A 20,039-nucleotide genomic window follows, 5' to 3' on the forward strand; every position below is an offset into this window, starting at 1 on the left:
AAAGGAAATATGCGATTATGATTAAAGTTGAATTAGATGTTCATACTCATACACTTGCCAGCGGACATGCCTATGGAACAATCCGTGAAATGGCACAGGCTGCAGCTGAGAAAGGGCTGAAAATATTAGGAATAACGGAACATGCAAAAGGGATACCAGGTACCTGTGATGATATATATTTTGAGAATTTGAGAGTGGTACCCCGGGAAATGTATGGGATTGAACTGCTGCTGGGCTCTGAAATAAATATTTTAGACTATGACGGTAATTTAAGTCTTCCAGCCAAAATAATCGATAAACTGGATATTCGGATTGCCGGTATTCATTCTCACTGCTATAAGGCAGGAACCATGGAGCAAAATACGGATGCCGTATTGAAGGCAATAAAAAATCCAAGGATTGATATTATCAGTCATCCGGATGACGGGAAATGTCCTCTTGATTATGAACCGATTGTAAAAGCGGCTAAGGAAAACTCAGTGTTACTGGAGTTAAACAATAATTCACTGAATCCAATTAATAAACGTTTAAATGCCAGGGAAAATAACTTGAAAATGTTAAGCTTATGTATACAGTATGATGTTCCGATCCTGGTCAGCAGTGATGCCCATGACCCGGCCGATATTGCCCGCTATGACTTTGTTACAGAGGTACTGAATGAAATACAGTTCCCGGAGAAACTTATTGTCAATAAAAATGCCGAAAAGTTTAAAAAGTTTTTATCCCAAAGAAGATAAGGTCAGAAAGAATTCAGTGCTTTTCATAATATGTTTTAAGGTTTTTTATATTTAAGGAATTCTCTTTGGATACCGTTGGTAGTTATGGAAAATAATATTTCCAGAAACCGTTCCAGCGGCATATCTTTTCCGTTGGTATACCATTTTGAGATAGTACTTAACATGGCTGCACTTTGGTATTCCATGGTATATTTAATTTCCTGCAGTTCCGTATTAGTTATATCAGGAAAAAAAGATATAAGTGCAGGGAATAACTTCTTTAACAATTTCTGCCGGAAATAAGGATCTCCTTTTTCACTTAATAATACCGGAAGATAGTCTTTATTGTTTTCAAATAACTGAATCAGTTGTCTTAATAAATCTTTCCTATCCTTATTATTTAAAAGCTGATCCAGAATAATTCTTTTAAACTCATCTGCAGTAATAACCTGATTTTCTATCACATCCAATATTTCATACACATCTTTAAAATAAACATAAAAGGTCGACCTGTTATACCCTGCCAGTGTGCAGATTTCTGTAACAGTAATTTTATCTATCGTTTTCTTACAATACAATTTCCAAAATGCATCAATCAGATTCTGTTTCGTAATTCTAGTGGTAGTAGTTAAGGAATTGTCATCCATTAGTTTTCTCCTAAAGAAGTAGTTAAGTTATTATAAAACGACATTCAGTTACATGCAAGAAAAACTGATAAATAAGGAGCAGAAAATCCAACACATGTGAGATGACTGTTGATTGAAATCTGCCGGGTTTATTTATAAAATAAATAGAAAGAACAGAGTTATTTCATGTTCCGAGGTATTTTAGTGCACGAAATATCTAAACTAATTAGTTATAAAGAATTAAAAATATAAATTTGATTTATAAGATTTTAAATAATTAGTTATAAAATCTTACGTTTTTAGAGGATAACAGGAGGTTTTTATATGAAGATAGAAGTGAATCAGGTCAGTAAATCTTTTCAGAAACATCAGGTTTTAGGTGATATCAGGATGACTATTAATTCCGGTCAAATTTTCTGCCTTCTGGGAGCTTCCGGATCGGGTAAGACTACCCTGCTTCGTATCATAATGGGAGCGATTTCAGCGGATAAAGGAGAGGTAAGTATTGGCGGAAAATCTATGCCGGATAGAAAGCTACTCGCAGTCATAGGATTTATGCCTCAAAATGATGCACTTTATGAGGAATTATCTGCCTGGGATAATCTCAGGTTTTTTGCAGGATTACAGAAAGTGAGAAGAGCCGAGTTTTTAAAAAATGCCGAACAGGTTTTAAGTATAGTAGGTTTAAAGAATGAGAAAAATAAATTAATACGGAATTTCTCGGGAGGGATGAAAAAGAGAATCTCTCTTGCGGTAGCACTGATTCATCAACCGGATATTTTGCTTCTGGACGAACCAACAGTAGGAATAGACCCGGTATTACGAAAGAAAATTTGGGATTATTTAAGAAAGTTAAAAGAGCAGGGGAAAACAATAGTGGTCACAACCCATGTTATGGATGAAGTAATGGAATGTGATAATGCGGCATTATTAAGAAATGGACATATTATAGCTTCGGACACAATCGATCATCTGATCAACAGCACTCCCAACGGAAAAATAGAAGAATTGTTTTTTATGGATAAAAAAACAGGGGAGGAATCATTATGCTAAGTATTTGGAAACGTATTATGTATCAAATTAAAAATGACAAAAGGTCCTTAGGATTATTATTATTTGCTCCTTTATTGGTACTGACCCTTCTGTATTTTATTTTAGGTGATTCTGATTATGTTCCGAAGATTGCAATCTATGATATGGATCAAACTTATATCACTAAACTGGAGCAAAACGCGAATGTAACCTTAGCAGATGAAAAACCGGATATAAAGGATTATTTAGAAGAGGAGGGGGCGGATGCTTTCCTATGGAGAGATAATTCGGGTCAACATATTACTTTGTTAGAAAAAAATTCAAAGTCAGCGGCAGCTGTAAAAACCATTCAGGAGACGAACCAGTCATTACAGAAAGGACAGTCCGGACCGGAAATATCCTATATCTACGAGACCAATGAAGATAATCAGCTGGATTCCTTAAGTTATGTATTTTTAGGTGTACTTTCCTTTTTCTTTGTATTTATCTTATCCGGAATGTCATTTGTCAGGGAACGTTTTGGACAGACGTTAGAGAGAATGCTTATGACACCCATCAGCCGTTTTGCAGTAATCGGTGGATATACTTTAGGATATGGAGTATTATCAGCCATACAAAGTATTTTAATCATTCTGTTTTCAGTATATGTATTAAAGCTTCAGGTGGAGGGCTCGGTACTGTTATGTATCCTGGTTATGATTTTAATGTCATTTTCAGCCGTATCCATCGGTGCTTTGGCCTCCATATTTTCTAATAATGAATTGCAGATGGTACAGTTTATACCGATTGTTTTAATTCCTCAGATTTTTTACTCAGGACTGATACCACTTGATACAATACCCTTTGGACTGGGTAAATTGTGTTATCTGACTCCTGTTTATTATGGCTGTACTTCCCTGGAGAAGATTATGATTCAGGGAAAAGGTTTCATGGAAATTATGCCGTGGGTTATCGGCTCCATCCTATATATTGCAGTATTATTTGCTTTTAATGTGAAAGCATTAAAAAAATACAGGAGATTATAATTTTGAGTAAGACACAACAATAAAATATTTTAGACAAACAGAAACCTCCAAACGGATTGATTCATGTGAACAATTTGGAGGTTTTTCAATACTGGGATATAAAAACAGCAGTAATATTTTAACTTTCGTTCTTATTCATATCTTTATTTTGATAAGCAATTAAAACAATATTTTTATTTGTATCGGCACACATGTTTTTTTCTAACTCGGCAATTTGTTTTAATGCAGAATCATTAATATTTGCTATTTCATAATCTGTAAAACGGCTTGTTTCCACCCTGACACATCCTTTCCCAATAAATTTGCATTTTTCTAAATGGTATTATGTGTAAATACAGAACGGTTTATTCTAAAATATTTATTTAAAATATAAAAGAACCATAAAACAGCATTTTTTATTAAGAGAGTGAACTATTTTTCTGATATAATGATAAAAACAAATCAACGGGAGGTGTAGTGAAAAATGAATTTTTCACACGTAAATTTGTGCCTGCAGCTCATAGTTTGCAGGTTATGAGAAAGGTATGGATAATATTATGAATGATACGGCAAATATAATTTCACGAACCATAAATTTCATGGAAGAGCATCTTAAAGACGATTTAAAGCTTAACGATATTGCTAAGTTCACCGGATATTCCAAATACCACTTAAATAGAATTTTTTCAAAAACTGTCGGATGTACTATGCATAAGTATATACAAAAGCGTCGTTTAACAGAAGCCGCTAAACAGCTTGTTTTTACGAATAATCCGATTATAGAGATTGCCCTGGAAGCCAAATATGATTCCCAGCAGGCATTTACGCTGGCTTTCAGGCAGGTATATTTACAAACTCCCCAGAATTACAGGGCAAATGGGATATTTGTACCCTTACAGACACAATACGGCATTCTTCATAACGGACAGAAAAGTTGTATTAGTACCGTATATTATCTAAATAATTACACGAAAAAGGAGATGGCAGCATGAGTCTAGTTCCATATGTAGTTGAACAAACCAGCAGGGGTGAGAGAAGTTATGATATCTACTCCAGGCTATTAAGTGACCGTATCATATTTTTGGGGGAAGAAGTAAATGATAATTCAGCAAGCTTGGTAGTTGCCCAGTTATTATTTTTGGAAGCCCAGGACCCGGATAAGGATATATCGCTGTATATCAACAGTCCGGGAGGTTCTGTCTCAGCAGGTTTTGCAATTTATGACACCATGAAGTATATAAAATGTGATGTTTCCACCATATGTATCGGAATGGCTGCCAGTATGGGAGCTTTCCTGTTAGCAGGAGGGACCAGGGGAAAAAGATTTGCACTTCCAAATGCGGAAATCATGATACATCAACCCTCCGGAGGAGCGAAAGGAACAGCCAGTGATATACGGATTGCAGCAGAATATGTTCTGAACAACAAAAGAAAATTAAACCGTATCCTTTCTGAGAATACAGGCAGGACAATAGAAGAAATTGAACGGGATACGGACAGGGATAATTTTAAAAGTGCGGAAGAAGCTTTACGTTACGGGTTGATCGATAAGGTTATAATAAGCCGTTAATAATACTTACAGGCTGCAGAATTAAATATAGAGGGGACAAGACAAAGCAGCAGAACTGAGAAGTTTCGTTTGGAATAAAGCATCCTAAAGGCTAATGAAATAGCAGTAATTAGCATTCAGGATGCCTTATTTTTTGTAAAACATTTACTTTAGTATATTTTGAGGTTACGAACGTTGAAATAATTTCCTGCCTATGCTAAGATTACCTTAATGAATGCTATGGTTAAGCCAGTGTAAAAATAGTGATAAAAACGGTTATCTCAAGAATATATGATTAAGTATAGTGAACGATATAAGGAGGATTTATGGAACAACCTGTGATATTACTTTATAATTTAGAGAGTGCTAAGGGAAAAAAGATAGAGAAACTTTGCAACAGATTGAATATAACTGTAAAACATGTTATTTCTTCCCAATATAAGGAACCGATAGGTTATTTAACCGGATTGCCTGGTATTACATCAAAGGGAGAAATTTTTGCAGGTGAACCTTTTTTAGATGAAATGCTGGTAATGAGTGAATTTTCAGAAACTCTTCTTAACACATTTTTAAAAGAGTTTAAAGTACAGCATATTGATCCGGTTTATCTAAAAGCAATTATAACCTCACAAAATAAAACATGGGATTCTTTGGAATTAAATAAAGAACTGACCCGTGAGAGGAAGGCGTTTGGAAATTAACGAATAAGTACCTGATCGGTTGAATTGTAACCTATAGGTACTTAATTTATGGAAAATAATGGATTATTATATAACCTTATGATATAATTGGTTGCTAAGGGATATCTAAATCCGATGAAAAGGAACCATAAGGAGCGGAGAAGGGGGTGGCTGATTTAATCTGGTAGGCAGCTTAGGATTGACATAAAGCAATTGCTATATCTTAGATTAAAAACTGAAAGGGAGTTTACAATGATAATTGAATTACAGCACGTAGGAAAAACCTTTAAACAGGCGGTAAAAAAACCCGGTTTGGCAGGAGCCTTAAAACATATCATGACACAGGAGTATTCCTATAAGGAAGCGGTTAAGGACGTTAATATCGATATTTCGGAGGGAGAAGCGGTTGCTTATGTGGGACCGAACGGAGCCGGTAAATCAACTACTATTAAAATGATGGCCGGTATTTTACATCCGACCACTGGTACAATTAAGGTCTGTGGTATGGAACCTTATAAGAAACGGGTAGAAAATGCTAAAAATATTGGAGTTGTATTCGGACAGAGAACCCAGCTTTGGTGGGATATACCCATACAGGAAACTTACACACTGCTTCGGGATGTATATGAGTTAAGTGAACACCAATATAAAAAGCAGCTGGATATGCTGACAACATTACTGGACATGGGAGATTTTATGCATCTACCGGCCCGTAAACTATCTCTGGGCCAGCGAATGCGGGCAGATTTGGCAGCAGCATTGATACATAATCCCAAAATCCTTTATCTGGATGAACCGACTATTGGACTTGATATCGTTGTAAAAAAGAGAATCCGGAATTTTCTCAGAGAATTAAATAAGGAGAATCATACTACCTTATTACTGACTACTCACGACCTGGAAGATATAGAAGACATTTGTGACCGTATTGTAATCATTGATAAGGGCTCTTTGGTATACGATGGAGGGTTAAATGAGATGAAAGATAAGTATGCCAGGGAACGTGCCCTTGTTCTTGAAACAACCGGTCCGGTTTCAGATGCCAAGGTCCGCCTTAAAAACTTCTCAGAGGTCCGGAGTGAAGACCTGGGAGATAACCGGATAAAACTTTATTTTGACCGGTTTGAAATAAGGGCAGCGCAGTTATTAAATGCTTTTTCCCAGGACTATGAAATTGTTGATTTTAAAATAGATGAACCAAAAATCGAAACCGTAATCATGAAGATGTATGCCGGTAAATTACAGGAATAATGGAGGGATAAGATATGAGAAAAGGAAAGAAATATATTACCTTGATGAAAACATCGGTTCAGCAGACCATTGCTTATCGTTCCAATTTCTTTATTTCCATTATGGTTACGGCGCTTCTTTTTATCTCCTCGTTTTTTTTATGGAAATCCGTTTTTGCTTCGAAAAATATGGTGTCTGATTATACTTGGGAATCCATGAGAGCTTATCTGTTAGTTGCCTTTATCTGTAATACTCTGCTGTCCTGGTATTCCGAATCCTCCATATCAAGAAAAATACTGGATGGAAGTGTGGCAATGGATTTAACAAAACCTTTTGACTTTTACTTTGCAAGACTGGCAGAAACGATTGGCTCCTCCTTATTTGAAGCTCTTGTAATACTAATCGTATCCATATCTTTAGTACTAGGACTAAATATACCGTTGCCTGGTCACATAAGCACCTGGTGCTTCTTTTTAATCAGTGTAGTATTAGCGCTAATTATTAAGTTTGAAATTGTATATCTTTTTTCTATGTTTGTCTTTACAACTACTTCCTATATGGGAATTCAGTGGTCAAGAGCTGCGATTACGAATTTGCTGTCAGGCGGGCTGATACCCCTGACCTTTTTCCCGGAGGGTTTTTCTAATGTCTTAAATCAACTTCCGTTTTCCTATATTGTATCCATACCGGCGTCCATATTTCTGAATCAGGCGGAGTTATCCACAATTCCGGGAGTGTTTTTGAAAGAAATAATATGGGTCGTAACCCTATTTGCTCTCGGAAAGCTTTCGTTTGCTGTAAATATCAGAAAAATTACTATAAACGGAGGTTGAGTGCGAATAGTCTCACAAGGTACATGCGAGCCAAAAACCCCGGATACGAGGGTTGAGAAGAATAACAAAGGTAAGTGAAATTGGAAAATACAGGAGGAGTAAAATGGGAAAGAAAATAAAGAGGTATTTATTTTTATACCGCCGTTACATGGGTCAGGATTTGAAAAGAGCGTTGGAATACCAACTGGATTTTTTCATTCAGGTGATTGCTACATTTCTTTTGCAAAGTGCAGGTTTGGTCACCATATGGGGAATATTTAATAAGATTCAGAACATTAACGGCTGGGGTTATTGGGAGATTGTAGTAGTATATGGATTAATGGGTTTTGCTGTAGGTTTCGGAGAGATATTTTTTGATGGACCATGGACGATCAATGGGCTTTATTTACAGGGAGGTCTGGATTATTATCTTACCAGACCTTTACCGGTGGTCTTTCAGATCTTTGCCTCCAAAATAGGTTTAAACGGAGTGGGTAATATGTTCACGTCACTGATTGTTTTAATTGTAGCAATCCCCAAGTGCAAAGAAAGTATATCCATCACCAGCCTTATTTTGTTTTTACTAATTTTTGCATTAGCCCTTCCTATAAAAGGTGCTATTATATTGGCTTCCAACTGTATCACTTTTTGGACCAAGGCACCGGGCAATGCGTTTGGCAACCTGGTACATAATATAGGGGAATATACAAAGTATCCTATCAGTATATATCCTAAAGTCATTCAGTTCATTTTGTCATTTCTGGTTCCATATGCTTTCATCAGCTTCTTTCCGGCCTCTCTTTTATTGAACAAGGAAAGTAATGTGAAATTACTATGGCTGGCTCCGGTTGTTGTGTTTTACAGTATTTATCTTTCATTAAAATTGTTTCATAAGGGTCTGAAATTGTATGAAAGTGTAGGAAATTAAAATAAAACCGCCTTGTAAGGTTTAAGCTCCTTTCAAAGCAAAGGGAAGGTTACAAAAATGTATTATGCGGCAGATGTAAATGCTTCGGACTATATCGGAATTCTGGATAGAAGAAATTATGATAAAAAGTGGGATAAAATCACCAGAGTAGCAATAAGGGGAATTATTGAGTCAGATGGTAAAATTGCTTTGATCCACAGCGGAAAACATGGTGATTATAAATTTCCCGGCGGTGGAATGGAAGCAGGAGAAAGCAGAGAGGAGACTCTCATTCGGGAGGTTTTAGAGGAAACCGGATTAAAAGTAATTCCTGAAACGATAAAATATTACGGTAAATTTAAGGAAATTAAAAAAGATAAAGAACAATGTAAAATATTTGAACAGTTATCTTATTACTATTACTGCGACATTCTTCCGGAAGAAGGGGAACGAAACCTGGATCATTATGAGGAAGAGGAAGAGTATGAATTAAAATGGATTACACTGGAGGAAGCAATCGAGAATAACACCATAATAAATCATTCTGAACATACACCCTGGATATATCGGGATACACTGGTAATGGACCGATTAAAAGATCAAAAGGATATGAGGAGGGAGCGGAGAAAGTAATGAGAATATTAATTGTAGAAGATGATAAAACCATAGCGGAAGGGCTGGAATATTCTCTGACTGGTGAGGGATTTGAGGTCACCTTGTGTGAAAACAAAAAGGAAGCGGACAAAAAAACAGGTGAAAATTTTGATCTATATCTCTTGGATTTATCCTTGCCGGATGGAAGCGGTTATGAAATTTGCAGAAAAATAAAAGAGAAACAGAATGTTCCCGTTATATTTTTAACGGCCTGTGACGATGAAGTTAATGTTGTTATGGGACTGGATATGGGTGCTGATGATTATATTACAAAACCTTTCCGTATAAGAGAATTAATAAGCCGCATTAAAGCAGCACTAAGACATTACCAGAAGACAGGTAATGTAACGGATATTTACCGTCTTTATAATATTATGATTAATACGAAACTGGCTAAGGTGTATCGGGATGGGGAGGAAGTATTTTTAACCTCTTTAGAATACCGGCTGCTTCTTGTATTTCTGAATAATATGGGACAGGTACTCAGCAGGAATCAGTTATTACAGGGAATCTGGGATATTGACGGTAATTTTATAAATGATAACACATTGTCTGTTTATATTAAACGCTTACGGGAAAAATTAGAAGAGGATGCCCAGAATCCCAAAATCATAGTTACGGTACGGGGGTTAGGTTACCGGATGGGGAATACGGGGAAGGAAGTTTAAATTGGGAACTAATATGGTTAGAAATAAAGAAGTTAAAAATTTATATCTCTTTTGCGGGTTTGCCGGAGTAATAAATGTGGCGGTTGTTAGTTCTATTAATCTTACAGCAGCCCTAATAACGCTCATTACTCTGTCAGCAGTTTTTATCGCATTTTTTCTGTTTACCCATAAACGGTATCAGGATATTGAAAACCTATCGAAGTATCTTGCATCAGTTTATACAGGAAAGAATCAGATGGATATTCGGGATAATACAGAGGGAGAATTAAGTATTCTTAAAAATGATATTTACAAAGTTACTTTAACTCTGTACGAACAATCCGAGTTATTGAAAAAAGATAAGGTATATTTATCCGATACCTTGTCTAACATATCCCATCAGTTAAAAACTCCGTTGACTTCCATGTTTGTTATGACAGACCTATTAAGTGATCCGAATTTACCTCAGGAAAAAAAAGAAGAATTTTTAAATAAGATAGCAAATCAGCTTAAACGCATTGAGTGGTTAGTAACATCTTTATTAAAGCTGTCTAAAATCGATGCACAGACGGTTACATTTAAACGGGAAAATATCCAGGTTCTCAGGCTTATTGAAAAAGCAGTGGAACCGCTTTTAATACCTGTGGAATTAAAAGAACAGGAGCTTATAATAGAGTGCAGCGATGATATTTTTATAGAAGGTGATTTTAACTGGACGGCAGAGGCCATACTCAATATAGTTAAAAACTGTATTGAGCATACAAGTGTCGGAGGTACTATTACAATAACCTGTCTGCAAAACCCTTTATATACGGAAATTGATATTACAGATAATGGGGAGGGAATTGCAGAGGAGGATAAACCTCATATTTTTGAACGTTTTTATAAAGGTAAAAATGCCGGTACGGATAGTATTGGAATCGGACTGGCTATGTCTAAGAGTATTTTGAATAGTCAAAACGGAAATGTGGATTTGGATTCAAATCATAAAATCGGTACCAGATTCCGTATTAAATTTTACAGGCAGATTATTTAAGGTTAGTGACTAAATTGTAAGATTAAATGTCATCGGAGAGTCATGTCAGGCATATATACTCGGATTATGGTCATTGTTACTTAATAAATTTAGAATGGTTGCACTGTCCAATACACCATTTATGCTTTTAATTTATATAAGTGAAATGGTATATTTGGAAAATTGTTAGTTTTGCAATTATTATTAATTTAAATCAGGAGGAATATATGCAAATATTAAAAGTAGAAAATCTGTCTAAAATATATGGAAGCGGTGAAACAGCCGTAAAAGCCCTGGATAATATATCATTTTCCGTTAATAAAGGTGAATTTATTGCTATTGTAGGGCCATCGGGCTCCGGAAAGTCAACCTTGCTTCATATCCTGGGAGGAGTTGATGTACCCACTAAAGGTAAAGTAATTGTAGATAATACGGATGTATATGCCATGGACGAAACTGCTTTGGCAATCTTTCGGAGAAGGCAGATTGGTCTCATCTATCAGTTTTATAATCTGATACCGGTTCTTGACGTTACGGAAAATATTACACTGCCCCTTTTATTAGATGGGCGTAAAGTGGATCAGGATAATTTTAATCATATTATTAAAATATTAGGACTTAAGGAGCGTTTAACCCATTTACCAAACCAACTGTCCGGCGGTCAGCAGCAGCGTGTTTCAATTGGCAGGGCATTAATCGGAAGTCCGGCCATTATATTGGCGGACGAGCCCACCGGTAACCTGGATACGAAAAACAGCGGGGAAATTCTCCAGCTGTTAAAATATTTTCATGAAAATTATAATCAGACATTAATTGTGATTACACATGATGAAAGTATCGCTCTCCAGGCTGACCGTATTATCTCCATAGAGGACGGAAGAATTACCAGGGATGAGGTGATTCGAAGATGAATATCGTAAATAAACTGACTTTAAAGTATATGAAGAAGAATAAAAGCCGTACGTTAGTTACGATTATCGGTGTTATAATTTCTGTTGCGATGATAGCTGCTTCTTCTACCATTGGGGCTTCTTTAATGGACATGCTACAACGCAGTATTATTGCTCAAACGGGTAACTGGCATTCTGTATGGGATGAAGTGCCCGGTTCCGGTGTGGATAAGATAACAGGAGATCCTAATGTAAAGAAAAGTCTTATAAGCCATACGGCAGGTATAGGTGAGCTGCCGGGTTCGAAAAACAGCCAACGGCCATATATTTATATCTTAGAATATAATTCCTTTGACCTTTCAGCCATCGCGCTAAAAGAAGGACGTTTCCCCAGAAATGAAAATGAGTTAGTAATAACGACTCAGATGTTAGATACCTCGGGTGTTACTTATCTCATCGGTGATAAAGTCACTTTTACCATGGGGGATCGCAGTATAGTTGAAAATAAGGTGAAAACTCCATTGGATAATACCTTTTCCTTTACGAAAGGAGAAGACTTCACAAAAACCGGAGAAAGAGAGTATACCATAACCGGAATAGTCGATGCGGAAAGTAGGGAAAACAGCTCGAGAGCCGGGTATGTTGCTTTTAGCGGTATCAGTGAGAATAATGTGAAAAATGAAGAAGCTTATACTGTTTACGCTGGATTTAATAAGTTAAATAAAAAAATATACGATATATCTGAAAAACTAAAAAAAGAAAGTAATGCAGGAAAATTAAATTATAATTCAGAGTTACTGTTTTATGCCGGAATTACGGACGACAATGAATTTAATACTACTTTAACAGTAGCGATCGGTATCGTTGGGAGTATTATATTATTGGGATCGGTATCTTTAATCTACAATGCTTTTGCCATATCCTTGTCGGAACGCAGCCGGACCTTGGGTATGTTGGCCAGTGTAGGTGCGACGAAAAGGCAAAAAAGAAATTCCGTATTTTTTGAGGGATTTGTAATTGGCTGTATTTCAATACCTATCGGTCTTATTAGCGGTTATCTCGGTATCGGCATCACATTCTTTATAATAAGTCCGATTATGCAGAATTTATTTAATGTTACTGTACCACTTAAATTGGTGATATCTCCCTATGGCTTTATCGGAGCAATTTTATTCTCTGTTTTACTTTTATTTATTTCAGCATGGTTTCCTGCAAAGCGGGCTTCTAAAATTACCCCTATTGATGCCATTCGGCAAACTCAGGATATTAGTATAAAGAGAAAAGCTGTTAAAACTTCAAAGCTCTCCAGGATTATATTTGGATTTGAAGCAGAACTTGGGTTAAAAAATCTAAAAAGGAATAAACACCGTTATTATGCAACTTTATTTTCCATGATTATCAGTATTGTTTTATTCCTGACAGCTTCTGCATTTTCAGAATTTTTAAAAGAATCCTTTATTATGGCAAACGCACCGATTAATTATGATGTTTCCGTGTCTGTGTACGGGGAGGATATGGATAAAGTGAATAGATATGTTAATGACCTCACCCATCTGGACCATATTAATACCTCAGTGGTAACTGAAAGTGTAAGTGGCACTGCAGTACTTAATGAAAGTGTGGTGAGTAATGATATTAAGAGCAGAATGGAACCGGAAGACGGAAAGTATTCTCTGGATGTTCAGATTATATCCATGGATGACATCTCTTTAAGACAATATGCGAAAGAAGCCGGTATTGATGAGGATAAAATAAAGTCTGAGGGAATGAAAGGAATATTAATCAATACCTTTAATTTAAAAGAGAAACATGAATTTACAACAGTATCTCAATTAAGAATAAAACCCGGTGATGCTATTCCGCTTACTTACTATTATGATGAAGTTAAAAAACTCGAAAGTCAAGTTGAAATTTCAGCTGTTACAGATAAAATTCCTATGATGTTGTACGGATATCAGGAGTATATTGGTAATTTAACAATCCTTGTATCAAAGCAGGGGTTACAGTCTTTTCTTAATCAAATGGAACAGTCAGGAATGAAGCTTTACCGAAATCTAAGCGTTTATTATATCACAGACAAAGCTTCTGAGTTGGAGAAAGAAATAGAAGCCGTAAAGAAGAATTATCCTGATTTAGATAGTTATATTTTCAACGTGATTACACAAAGGCAGAAACAGGAAAGATTATCCTTGATTTTTTCCGTCTTTTTATACGGCTTCGTAATATTAATTGCTACCGTCTGCACGGCTAATATTATTAATACTATTTCTACAGGTATTAATATGAGAAAAAGGGAATTTGCAATGTTAAAATCCTATGGTATAACTCCGGCAGGATTTCAGAAGATGATACGTTATGAAAGCATTTTTTACGGAATAAAAGCATTACTGTATGGTTTGCCCGCAAGTTTTGCTGTAATCTTTCTGGTTTATAAGACTTTAAGCCGTAATTTTGATTTTATCTTCTTCCTGCCCTGGTTAAACATAATAATTGCGATTGTAAGCGTTTTCTTAATTATTGGATTTACTATGGTTTATGCGGTTAAGAAAACAAGTAAGGACAATATTATTGATGTGTTAAAAAATGAAAACCTGTAAAGTTGTTATCTGGCAAAATCATTTAAGTGTATTATAATAGAATTGGAGGTTTAAATGTTCATTCAAAGAAATAATGTAAGCACAAATACTTACTTATTATCTTAGGTTGAATTAATTAATTATACTATGAGGATTATTACATGACAAGAAAAGCAGATATAACTGATTGTAAGTTAATAACTGATTTAGCTTTACTACTATGGCCCCATCATACCCGGACCGAATTAGAAGAAGAGATTACTGGCATTATGAAAATGGATACTGCTGCATTTTTCTTAGCCTATGAAATGCAACAGCCGGTGGGATTCGCCCAATGCCAGTTACGTTTTGATTATGTACAAGGATGTAAAAGCAGTCCCGTAGGGTATTTAGAAGGAATTTATGTTAGCGAGGGCAGTCGCAGAAAAGGAATAGCAAAGCATCTTCTGGCTTCCTGTGAAGCCTGGTCTAAGGATATGGGATGTGAAGAATTCGCCAGTGACTGTAATATTAGCAATACGGAAAGTTTACAGTTTCATCTAAAAATGGGATTTGAAGAAGAAAGCAGGATTATATGCTTCAAGAAAAAGGTATAATTATTATTTATGACTTGGTATATAAACTTATAAGTGAACCGGAAGAAAGATGCATAATTTTTTTTTCTTCCGGGTTCATTTTTACATTTGGAGCAGTCTTCCTTATTATCGCTCGCTTTTTTGTACTGGCATTCTTTTAATTTACATTAGTGTTCTTTGTACCCGTATTATGATTTGTGTCTGAGTTCTGGTCAAGGTTAACCGGTGGATTAATGTAAGCTTCTTGTGCAAGAATCGTAGTCAAGGTGTCCCCAAGCTGAGTAAAGGTTGCTGCCATTACGGTTATTTCATCAACAGTACAGTTATTAGCTATGGCACAGGCAAGCGCTGTAATTGTAGCAACAAGTTCACATGACTGCATATTTTCACCCCCATAAAATATATGCTGATACTAAAGAATATTGCACACAACGATTAAATATATAAGCATTATGCTGCTTTTTGCAGGGGAGTGAACAGTAACGATTTTATTCGGCACGAAAAGTCGGGTATATTTTAATCTTGATTTTTAGTGGAAGTTGATGTTATACTTAATAAAGCATTATTTTAACCATTATGGAAAGGAAAGAAACTTGTGAAACTTAATTTTGAAATAAAGGGATACAGAATTTGTGTTTGCAGCGGTCTAACTTTTAACGGAATAAATTCCGTAAATTGGGTTACTGCGCCCTTTTTCAGGAAAGTTTAGCTGTTTCTTATTATAGAAATACTATAACATCCGGCAGTAACCTGTTTCTTAAATATAAGAAACAGGTTTTTTATTTTATAGAATAGTTCTCCGAACTTCCCTATAAAATAGCGCTAGAGTCTGGCAGACCAGACTCATTCTTATGCTTGAATTATAACCGGAAAGGATAGTATGATGGAAAATAATATAAGTACTCAAGACAATAAAATAAATGAGATTAATAAAATTAATGATAAAAATCAGATTAACAAAAATGAGATTAACAAGTCAAATGAAATTCACAAAGTCAGCTGCGAGATCTTAGAAAATAATACATACATATGTGGTTTAAGGAAAAATATTAAAACGGATTATATGTTTCGATTTATGTCCAATTTCAACTTGACCGGAGCAATATGGGTTTTATACTTGAGTTATAAAGGTATGTCCTTAGGACAAATTGGCCTTTTGGAGGGAATTTTTCATATTGTCAGTTTTCTTTTTGAAGTACCAACCGGTGCTATGGCTGATTTAACAGGTAGAAAAAATACCATATTACTAGGGAGACTATCAGCAGTTATATCCGGTTTGCTTATGGTAACAAGCAATCATTTCTTGGGTTATGCCATAGCGTTTGCTTTTTCCGCTTTCAGTTATAATTTAAATTCAGGGTCAGAAGAGGCACTCGTTTATGATAGTTTGAAAATTTTAAAAAGGGAAAAGGAGTTTTTAAAGATTAATGGCAGGTTAAATTTTATACAGGAAGCGGCAAGCGGTTTTGCTTCCTTTTTAGGCGGAATTTTAGCGGAGATTTCATATTTCTACGCATATACCGCAGGTATGATAATCAGTGCGGCGGCATTATTTAACGGGAGTTTTTTTTATGAACCTAAAGCATTAGTTGATAGGGGAAATAGTGAGAAAAGTACGGTTAGGAAGCATTTTAAAGCCTGCATTACTATTTTTAAACATAATAAACCGGTCAGGTCTGTATTGGTATTTTATCCTGTAGTAACCGCTTTTGCTACTGCGACATACTTTTATGGTCAGCAGCACTTATTCAATATTGGCTTAAATAAAATACAAATTTCCTTTGTTATATTACTTAGTGGGATTTTTGCATCTTTTGGAGCATTATCCGCTGAAAAATTCAGCCGAATATTTGGAGATAAAGAGAAATATGTGGGTGCATCAGGATTAGCAATTTTTATTGCTGCATTTGGGATAAATCATACATATATTTCTGTTGTTGCATTTTTAGTGCAGAGTTACTTTGGATCACTATTATATCCAATATCATCCAACGCTTTGAATCAGCTAATACCATCCGCTCAGAGAGCAACAATTATATCCGTGAGCAGTGTAATGTTTTCAGCGGCAATGATTGTTATCTTCCCTATTTGCGGTTATGTTGGAGATTATATCGGGTTAGGAAAAGTCTTTTATATCTTAGGTATATGGATTCTAATTTTCCAGGTCTGGTTTATTGGAAAGGGAAAAGCAAATCATTAATACATACAATGAATACTATGAAAATAGGATTAAATTCATTAAAGATAAATTTGATTCTTGGTGATAAATGGATTATTATTAACTTAGGATATACGACGTAATCTGATATAAATAACAGGAATAAGCAAAAAAATTATCAGAAATAACATGAAACAAAAACAGGAATAAACAGAAAATCAGAAACAGGATATAATTATTCTGTTGATTCAATCAGGAGAAATATAAGAATAGAAAAGCGGGGCAAAATAGGATGAATGACAACATATACAAGCAGATAGAACAATATAACCCATGGAATGAGCAGGAGGAAAACGACCGAAAAATTACACTGAAATATATGGACTTATTTGATAATGTATTTACAAGAGAGAATGAAATTGCTCATATAACGGCATCTTCCTGGATTGTGAATTCGGACCGGCAAAAAGTTTTAATGATATACCACAACATTTATGACAGCTGGGCGTGGACCGGGGGACATGCGGACGGAGAGAAAGACCTGTTATCTGTAGCAATTCGTGAAGCAAAAGAAGAGACAGGAATCATTAATATAACCCCTGTTTTTACAAATATTTATTCCATGGAAACCCTCTGTGTCAATGGTCATATCAAAAGAGAAAAATATGTTTCATCTCATCTGCATTTAAATATTACATACTTATTGGAGGCGGATGACCGGGAGATTTTACGGATAAAAGAAGATGAAAACAGTGGTGTAAAATGGGTGGGCAGAAAGGAAGCCATAAAGCTGTCGACTGAAGTATGGATGTCAGGAATATATAGCAAATTGAACGAGAAATTAGATAAATTAATATATAAAGAGTTGGTTTAAACTGGTAACAAGCAATGTGCAATTAGTCTGCAGGTAATAAGCAGATATTACCTTAGTCAGCAAGGTGTGGAAAGGGGATTAATTATGGATAATGGTATTAGCTATGTTGAAATCATTCGAGATCAGACAAACCGGGCATTATGGAATGTAGGTAATGTAATTGATTGCATTCCTGGTGATATGTGGGAGGAATTATATTGCGAGATGCCTTTATGGAAGCATGTCTATCACATGCTGTTATCTCTTGATACCTGGTATATCAATCCGAGAAAATATCAGGCACCGTCTTTTCATGTAAAAGACTTAAATAACCTAGATGTAACCTCGGAAAAAAAGCTTTCCAAGGAATTATTAAACGAATTTTTTCTGTCTGTAGAAAAGAAGATTAAAGATTATGATAAACAATTATCAGATGATCTTCTGCTAGAAAAACCTGAGAATTGTGAATGGACCAGATTTGCATTGATAATGGCGCAGCACAGGCATTTACATAGTCATATGGGAATGCTAATGGGATTTATTATAGCAAGGACAGGTTTATGGCCAAGAGTTATTGGGTTAGAAGGAGTTATTCCGGAAAATGGTTATAAAAAGTATTATTAATAAATAAAAAAAATAGGATTCAAGTGTCAAAAGGTCTCACAACCTGCATTTTATGAATATCGGTGTATATATATTCGGTTTTGGTCGAATTATTTCGACTACGTACGGCCGAGGACACTGCTAATATTTTGTCAAGACTCTGGCCAAAAATCAAGCCAGCTGGTTTGATTTTTAAGACGTTAGAGGCTTGTAAAAAATATAGTGTTTGAGGGAAAGGCAGCTAAATTGAATATATATACGCTGGTATTTATTAAAAAAGCAAAATTGACCTTTTGATACCCTAATCCTATATTAAATTAAATGTAAAAGGGAGAAGTATATATGGCAACCATTTTATTAATCATCATCTATATTGCATTTATCAGTCTGGGATTACCGGATTCCCTGTTAGGATCGGCCTGGCCGGTCATGCATACGGAATTATCTGTTCCGGTATCTTTTGCAGGCATTATAACTATGATTATATCCGGCGGAACAATTATATCAAGTTTTTTCAGTGAAAAAATTATCAGAAAATTGGGAACGGGTAAAGTTACTGCAATCAGTGTTTTTATGACAGGTTTTGCACTTCTTGGATTTTATGCCATGCCCCATTTTATCTGGCTGTGTATTTTTGCCGTACCTTTGGGGCTTGGAGCCGGTTCCGTGGATTCTGCCCTGAATAATTTTGTAGCATTACATTATAAAGCGAATCATATGAACTGGCTGCATTGTTTTTGGGGAATTGGAGCAACTGCAGGTCCCTTTATCATGTCAATGTTTTTAACCTCAACCGGCGGTTGGAATAAGGGATATCTTACCGTATCCGTAATACAAATCACACTGGTCGTTTTATTATTTTTATCTTTACCTATCTGGAAGTCCTTTGAAACGAATACGGAACTTACACAGGAAGTGAAACAAGATGCCACGCTGCCTATGTTATTTGGGATGAAGGGGGCAAAAGCAGCCCTGTTATCTTTTTTTTGCTATTGTGCGGTTGAAACCACAACCGGTCTATGGGGAGGAACTTTTTTGGTACAGCATGTAGGCCTATCTGTCAATACTGCGGCAAAATGGGTATCCCTGTATTATTTTGGTATTACTGCAGGAAGATTTTTATCCGGTTTTCTGGCAATGAAAATGAACAATGTATCTTTAATACGATTAGGACAAGTTATCTGTACTCTTGGCGGACTCTCTTTGGTACTGCCTTTTTCAAGGTATTTCAGCTTAGCAGGATTTATTCTGATCGGTTTAGGATGTGCACCTATATACCCTGGCATGCTCCATGAGACTCCAAAAAGGTTCGGAAAAGATATATCTCAGGCGATTATGGGAATACAGATGGCTTTTGCCTATGTAGGGAGTACCTTCATGCCGCCTGCATTTGGATTTCTGTCTGAAGTTACTGGAATAGTAATATTGCCTTTCTTTTTATTAATTTTTATATTCTTGATGATACTATCTTCTGAGATGATTAACCGTGTGGCAGCGGAATAGTTTTCGTAA

General features: G+C 35.7%; 22 protein-coding genes. 19 read left to right on the plus strand and 3 right to left on the minus strand.

Going from position 1 to position 20,039, the window contains the following annotated elements; translation table 11 throughout:
- Positions 1-20: 20 nt before the first annotated feature.
- The gene (locus RBU59_RS21805; protein WP_308148622.1) at positions 21-737 is read left to right on the plus strand and encodes a phosphatase; all 717 of its coding nucleotides are present in this window, start codon (positions 21-23) and stop codon (positions 735-737) included.
- A gap of 35 nt (positions 738-772) precedes the next feature.
- Here RBU59_RS21805 and RBU59_RS21810 read toward each other — a convergent pair whose 3' ends face one another.
- Entirely contained in the window at positions 773-1,363 is a 591-nt protein-coding gene (locus tag RBU59_RS21810) for a TetR/AcrR family transcriptional regulator (RefSeq protein ID WP_308144584.1), read from the minus strand.
- A 303-nt stretch (positions 1,364-1,666) separates the two neighbouring features.
- On the opposite strand from RBU59_RS21810, the gene RBU59_RS21815 reads away from it, so the two are divergent.
- Positions 1,667-2,395, plus strand: coding sequence for an ABC transporter ATP-binding protein (locus RBU59_RS21815; RefSeq protein WP_308144585.1), 729 nt, complete (start codon positions 1,667-1,669; stop codon positions 2,393-2,395).
- On the plus strand, positions 2,389-3,399 hold the full coding sequence (locus RBU59_RS21820; RefSeq protein ID WP_308144586.1) for an ABC transporter permease: 1,011 nt from the start codon (positions 2,389-2,391) through the stop codon (positions 3,397-3,399). Before RBU59_RS21815 ends, RBU59_RS21820 begins: the two co-directional genes overlap by 7 nt.
- Positions 3,400-3,517: 118 nt before the next feature.
- Here RBU59_RS21820 and RBU59_RS21825 read toward each other — a convergent pair whose 3' ends face one another.
- Positions 3,518-3,676, minus strand: a complete 159-nt coding sequence (locus tag RBU59_RS21825) for a hypothetical protein (protein WP_308144587.1) — start codon at positions 3,674-3,676, stop codon at positions 3,518-3,520.
- Positions 3,677-3,923: 247 nt separating this feature from the next.
- Here RBU59_RS21825 and RBU59_RS21830 point away from each other — a divergent pair, with 247 nt between their 5' ends.
- The 12 genes from RBU59_RS21830 to aac(6') all read left to right on the plus strand — a co-directional run bounded on the left by RBU59_RS21830 (position 3,924) and on the right by aac(6') (position 14,934).
- Positions 3,924-4,370: a helix-turn-helix domain-containing protein gene (locus RBU59_RS21830; protein WP_308144588.1), complete on the plus strand. Its 447-nt coding sequence runs from the start codon at positions 3,924-3,926 to the stop codon at positions 4,368-4,370.
- A complete protein-coding gene (clpP, locus tag RBU59_RS21835; RefSeq protein ID WP_308144589.1) occupies positions 4,367-4,948 on the plus strand; it encodes an ATP-dependent Clp endopeptidase proteolytic subunit ClpP in 582 nt (193 codons plus the stop codon). Before RBU59_RS21830 ends, clpP begins: the two co-directional genes overlap by 4 nt.
- 305 nt (positions 4,949-5,253) lie before the next feature.
- On the plus strand, positions 5,254-5,628 hold the full coding sequence (locus RBU59_RS21840; RefSeq protein WP_308144590.1) for a DUF3783 domain-containing protein: 375 nt from the start codon (positions 5,254-5,256) through the stop codon (positions 5,626-5,628).
- A 231-nt stretch (positions 5,629-5,859) separates the two neighbouring features.
- A complete protein-coding gene (locus tag RBU59_RS21845) occupies positions 5,860-6,858 on the plus strand; it encodes an ABC transporter ATP-binding protein (protein WP_308144591.1) in 999 nt (332 codons plus the stop codon).
- Positions 6,859-6,872: 14 nt separating this feature from the next.
- Entirely contained in the window at positions 6,873-7,670 is a 798-nt protein-coding gene (locus tag RBU59_RS21850; RefSeq protein ID WP_308144592.1) for an ABC transporter permease, read from the plus strand.
- A 103-nt stretch (positions 7,671-7,773) separates the two neighbouring features.
- The gene (locus RBU59_RS21855; protein WP_308144593.1) at positions 7,774-8,577 is read left to right on the plus strand and encodes an ABC transporter permease; all 804 of its coding nucleotides are present in this window, start codon (positions 7,774-7,776) and stop codon (positions 8,575-8,577) included.
- A 57-nt stretch (positions 8,578-8,634) separates the two neighbouring features.
- Positions 8,635-9,189, plus strand: coding sequence for an NUDIX domain-containing protein (locus RBU59_RS21860; RefSeq protein WP_308144594.1), 555 nt, complete (start codon positions 8,635-8,637; stop codon positions 9,187-9,189).
- Positions 9,189-9,878: a response regulator transcription factor gene (locus RBU59_RS21865; protein ID WP_308144595.1), complete on the plus strand. Its 690-nt coding sequence runs from the start codon at positions 9,189-9,191 to the stop codon at positions 9,876-9,878. Before RBU59_RS21860 ends, RBU59_RS21865 begins: the two co-directional genes overlap by 1 nt.
- 1 nt (position 9,879) lies before the next feature.
- Positions 9,880-10,893 (plus strand): sensor histidine kinase, encoded by a 1,014-nt coding sequence (locus tag RBU59_RS21870; RefSeq protein ID WP_308144596.1) that lies wholly within the window; start codon positions 9,880-9,882, stop codon positions 10,891-10,893.
- Between the two features lie 206 nt (positions 10,894-11,099).
- A complete protein-coding gene (locus RBU59_RS21875) occupies positions 11,100-11,783 on the plus strand; it encodes an ABC transporter ATP-binding protein (protein WP_308144597.1) in 684 nt (227 codons plus the stop codon).
- Positions 11,780-14,359 carry an ABC transporter permease gene (locus RBU59_RS21880; RefSeq protein WP_308144598.1) on the plus strand — a complete coding sequence of 860 codons (2,580 nt, stop codon included), beginning with the start codon at positions 11,780-11,782 and terminating at the stop codon, positions 14,357-14,359. The genes RBU59_RS21875 and RBU59_RS21880 overlap by 4 nt, the downstream gene beginning before the upstream one ends.
- Positions 14,360-14,499: 140 nt before the next feature.
- Entirely contained in the window at positions 14,500-14,934 is a 435-nt protein-coding gene (gene aac(6') / locus RBU59_RS21885) for an aminoglycoside 6'-N-acetyltransferase (RefSeq protein ID WP_308144599.1), read from the plus strand.
- A 136-nt stretch (positions 14,935-15,070) separates the two neighbouring features.
- On the opposite strand, the gene RBU59_RS21890 is transcribed toward aac(6'), so the two are convergent.
- Complete coding sequence (locus tag RBU59_RS21890; protein WP_308144600.1) at positions 15,071-15,295, minus strand: DUF6774 domain-containing protein; 225 nt, start codon at positions 15,293-15,295, stop codon at positions 15,071-15,073.
- A 498-nt stretch (positions 15,296-15,793) separates the two neighbouring features.
- On the opposite strand from RBU59_RS21890, the gene RBU59_RS21895 reads away from it, so the two are divergent.
- The 4 genes from RBU59_RS21895 (at position 15,794) to RBU59_RS21910 (ending at position 20,030) form a co-directional block, all read left to right on the plus strand.
- A complete protein-coding gene (locus RBU59_RS21895; RefSeq protein WP_308144601.1) occupies positions 15,794-17,113 on the plus strand; it encodes an MFS transporter in 1,320 nt (439 codons plus the stop codon).
- Between the two features lie 250 nt (positions 17,114-17,363).
- Positions 17,364-17,945 carry an NUDIX hydrolase gene (locus RBU59_RS21900; RefSeq protein WP_308144602.1) on the plus strand — a complete coding sequence of 194 codons (582 nt, stop codon included), beginning with the start codon at positions 17,364-17,366 and terminating at the stop codon, positions 17,943-17,945.
- A gap of 84 nt (positions 17,946-18,029) precedes the next feature.
- A complete protein-coding gene (locus RBU59_RS21905; protein ID WP_308144603.1) occupies positions 18,030-18,548 on the plus strand; it encodes a hypothetical protein in 519 nt (172 codons plus the stop codon).
- A gap of 321 nt (positions 18,549-18,869) precedes the next feature.
- Positions 18,870-20,030, plus strand: a complete 1,161-nt coding sequence (locus tag RBU59_RS21910) for an MFS transporter (RefSeq protein ID WP_308144604.1) — start codon at positions 18,870-18,872, stop codon at positions 20,028-20,030.
- Positions 20,031-20,039: the final 9 nt, after the last annotated feature.

The organism is Anaerocolumna sp. MB42-C2 (assembly GCF_030913705.1).
Lineage (GTDB): Bacteria > Bacillota > Clostridia > Lachnospirales > Lachnospiraceae > Anaerocolumna.

Excerpts from the sequence above, each read along its gene's own strand:
- RBU59_RS21875 (WP_308144597.1), top strand. The coding sequence starts at position 11,100 with ATGCAAATATTAAAAGTAGAAAATCTGTCTAAAATATATGGAAGCGGT.
- RBU59_RS21845 (WP_308144591.1), top strand. The coding sequence starts at position 5,860 with ATGATAATTGAATTACAGCACGTAGGAAAAACCTTTAAACAGGCGGTA.
- RBU59_RS21855 (WP_308144593.1), top strand. The coding sequence starts at position 7,774 with ATGGGAAAGAAAATAAAGAGGTATTTATTTTTATACCGCCGTTACATG.
- RBU59_RS21840 (WP_308144590.1), top strand. The coding sequence starts at position 5,254 with ATGGAACAACCTGTGATATTACTTTATAATTTAGAGAGTGCTAAGGGA.
- clpP (WP_308144589.1), top strand. The coding sequence starts at position 4,367 with ATGAGTCTAGTTCCATATGTAGTTGAACAAACCAGCAGGGGTGAGAGA.
- RBU59_RS21895 (WP_308144601.1), top strand. The coding sequence starts at position 15,794 with ATGATGGAAAATAATATAAGTACTCAAGACAATAAAATAAATGAGATT.
- RBU59_RS21820 (WP_308144586.1), top strand. The coding sequence starts at position 2,389 with ATGCTAAGTATTTGGAAACGTATTATGTATCAAATTAAAAATGACAAA.
- RBU59_RS21890 (WP_308144600.1), bottom strand. The coding sequence starts at position 15,295 with ATGCAGTCATGTGAACTTGTTGCTACAATTACAGCGCTTGCCTGTGCC.
- RBU59_RS21865 (WP_308144595.1), top strand. The coding sequence starts at position 9,189 with ATGAGAATATTAATTGTAGAAGATGATAAAACCATAGCGGAAGGGCTG.
- RBU59_RS21830 (WP_308144588.1), top strand. The coding sequence starts at position 3,924 with ATGGATAATATTATGAATGATACGGCAAATATAATTTCACGAACCATA.
- RBU59_RS21810 (WP_308144584.1), bottom strand. The coding sequence starts at position 1,363 with ATGGATGACAATTCCTTAACTACTACCACTAGAATTACGAAACAGAAT.
- RBU59_RS21900 (WP_308144602.1), top strand. The coding sequence starts at position 17,364 with ATGAATGACAACATATACAAGCAGATAGAACAATATAACCCATGGAAT.
- RBU59_RS21880 (WP_308144598.1), top strand. The coding sequence starts at position 11,780 with ATGAATATCGTAAATAAACTGACTTTAAAGTATATGAAGAAGAATAAA.
- RBU59_RS21905 (WP_308144603.1), top strand. The coding sequence starts at position 18,030 with ATGGATAATGGTATTAGCTATGTTGAAATCATTCGAGATCAGACAAAC.
- RBU59_RS21910 (WP_308144604.1), top strand. The coding sequence starts at position 18,870 with ATGGCAACCATTTTATTAATCATCATCTATATTGCATTTATCAGTCTG.
- RBU59_RS21860 (WP_308144594.1), top strand. The coding sequence starts at position 8,635 with ATGTATTATGCGGCAGATGTAAATGCTTCGGACTATATCGGAATTCTG.
- RBU59_RS21815 (WP_308144585.1), top strand. The coding sequence starts at position 1,667 with ATGAAGATAGAAGTGAATCAGGTCAGTAAATCTTTTCAGAAACATCAG.
- RBU59_RS21850 (WP_308144592.1), top strand. The coding sequence starts at position 6,873 with ATGAGAAAAGGAAAGAAATATATTACCTTGATGAAAACATCGGTTCAG.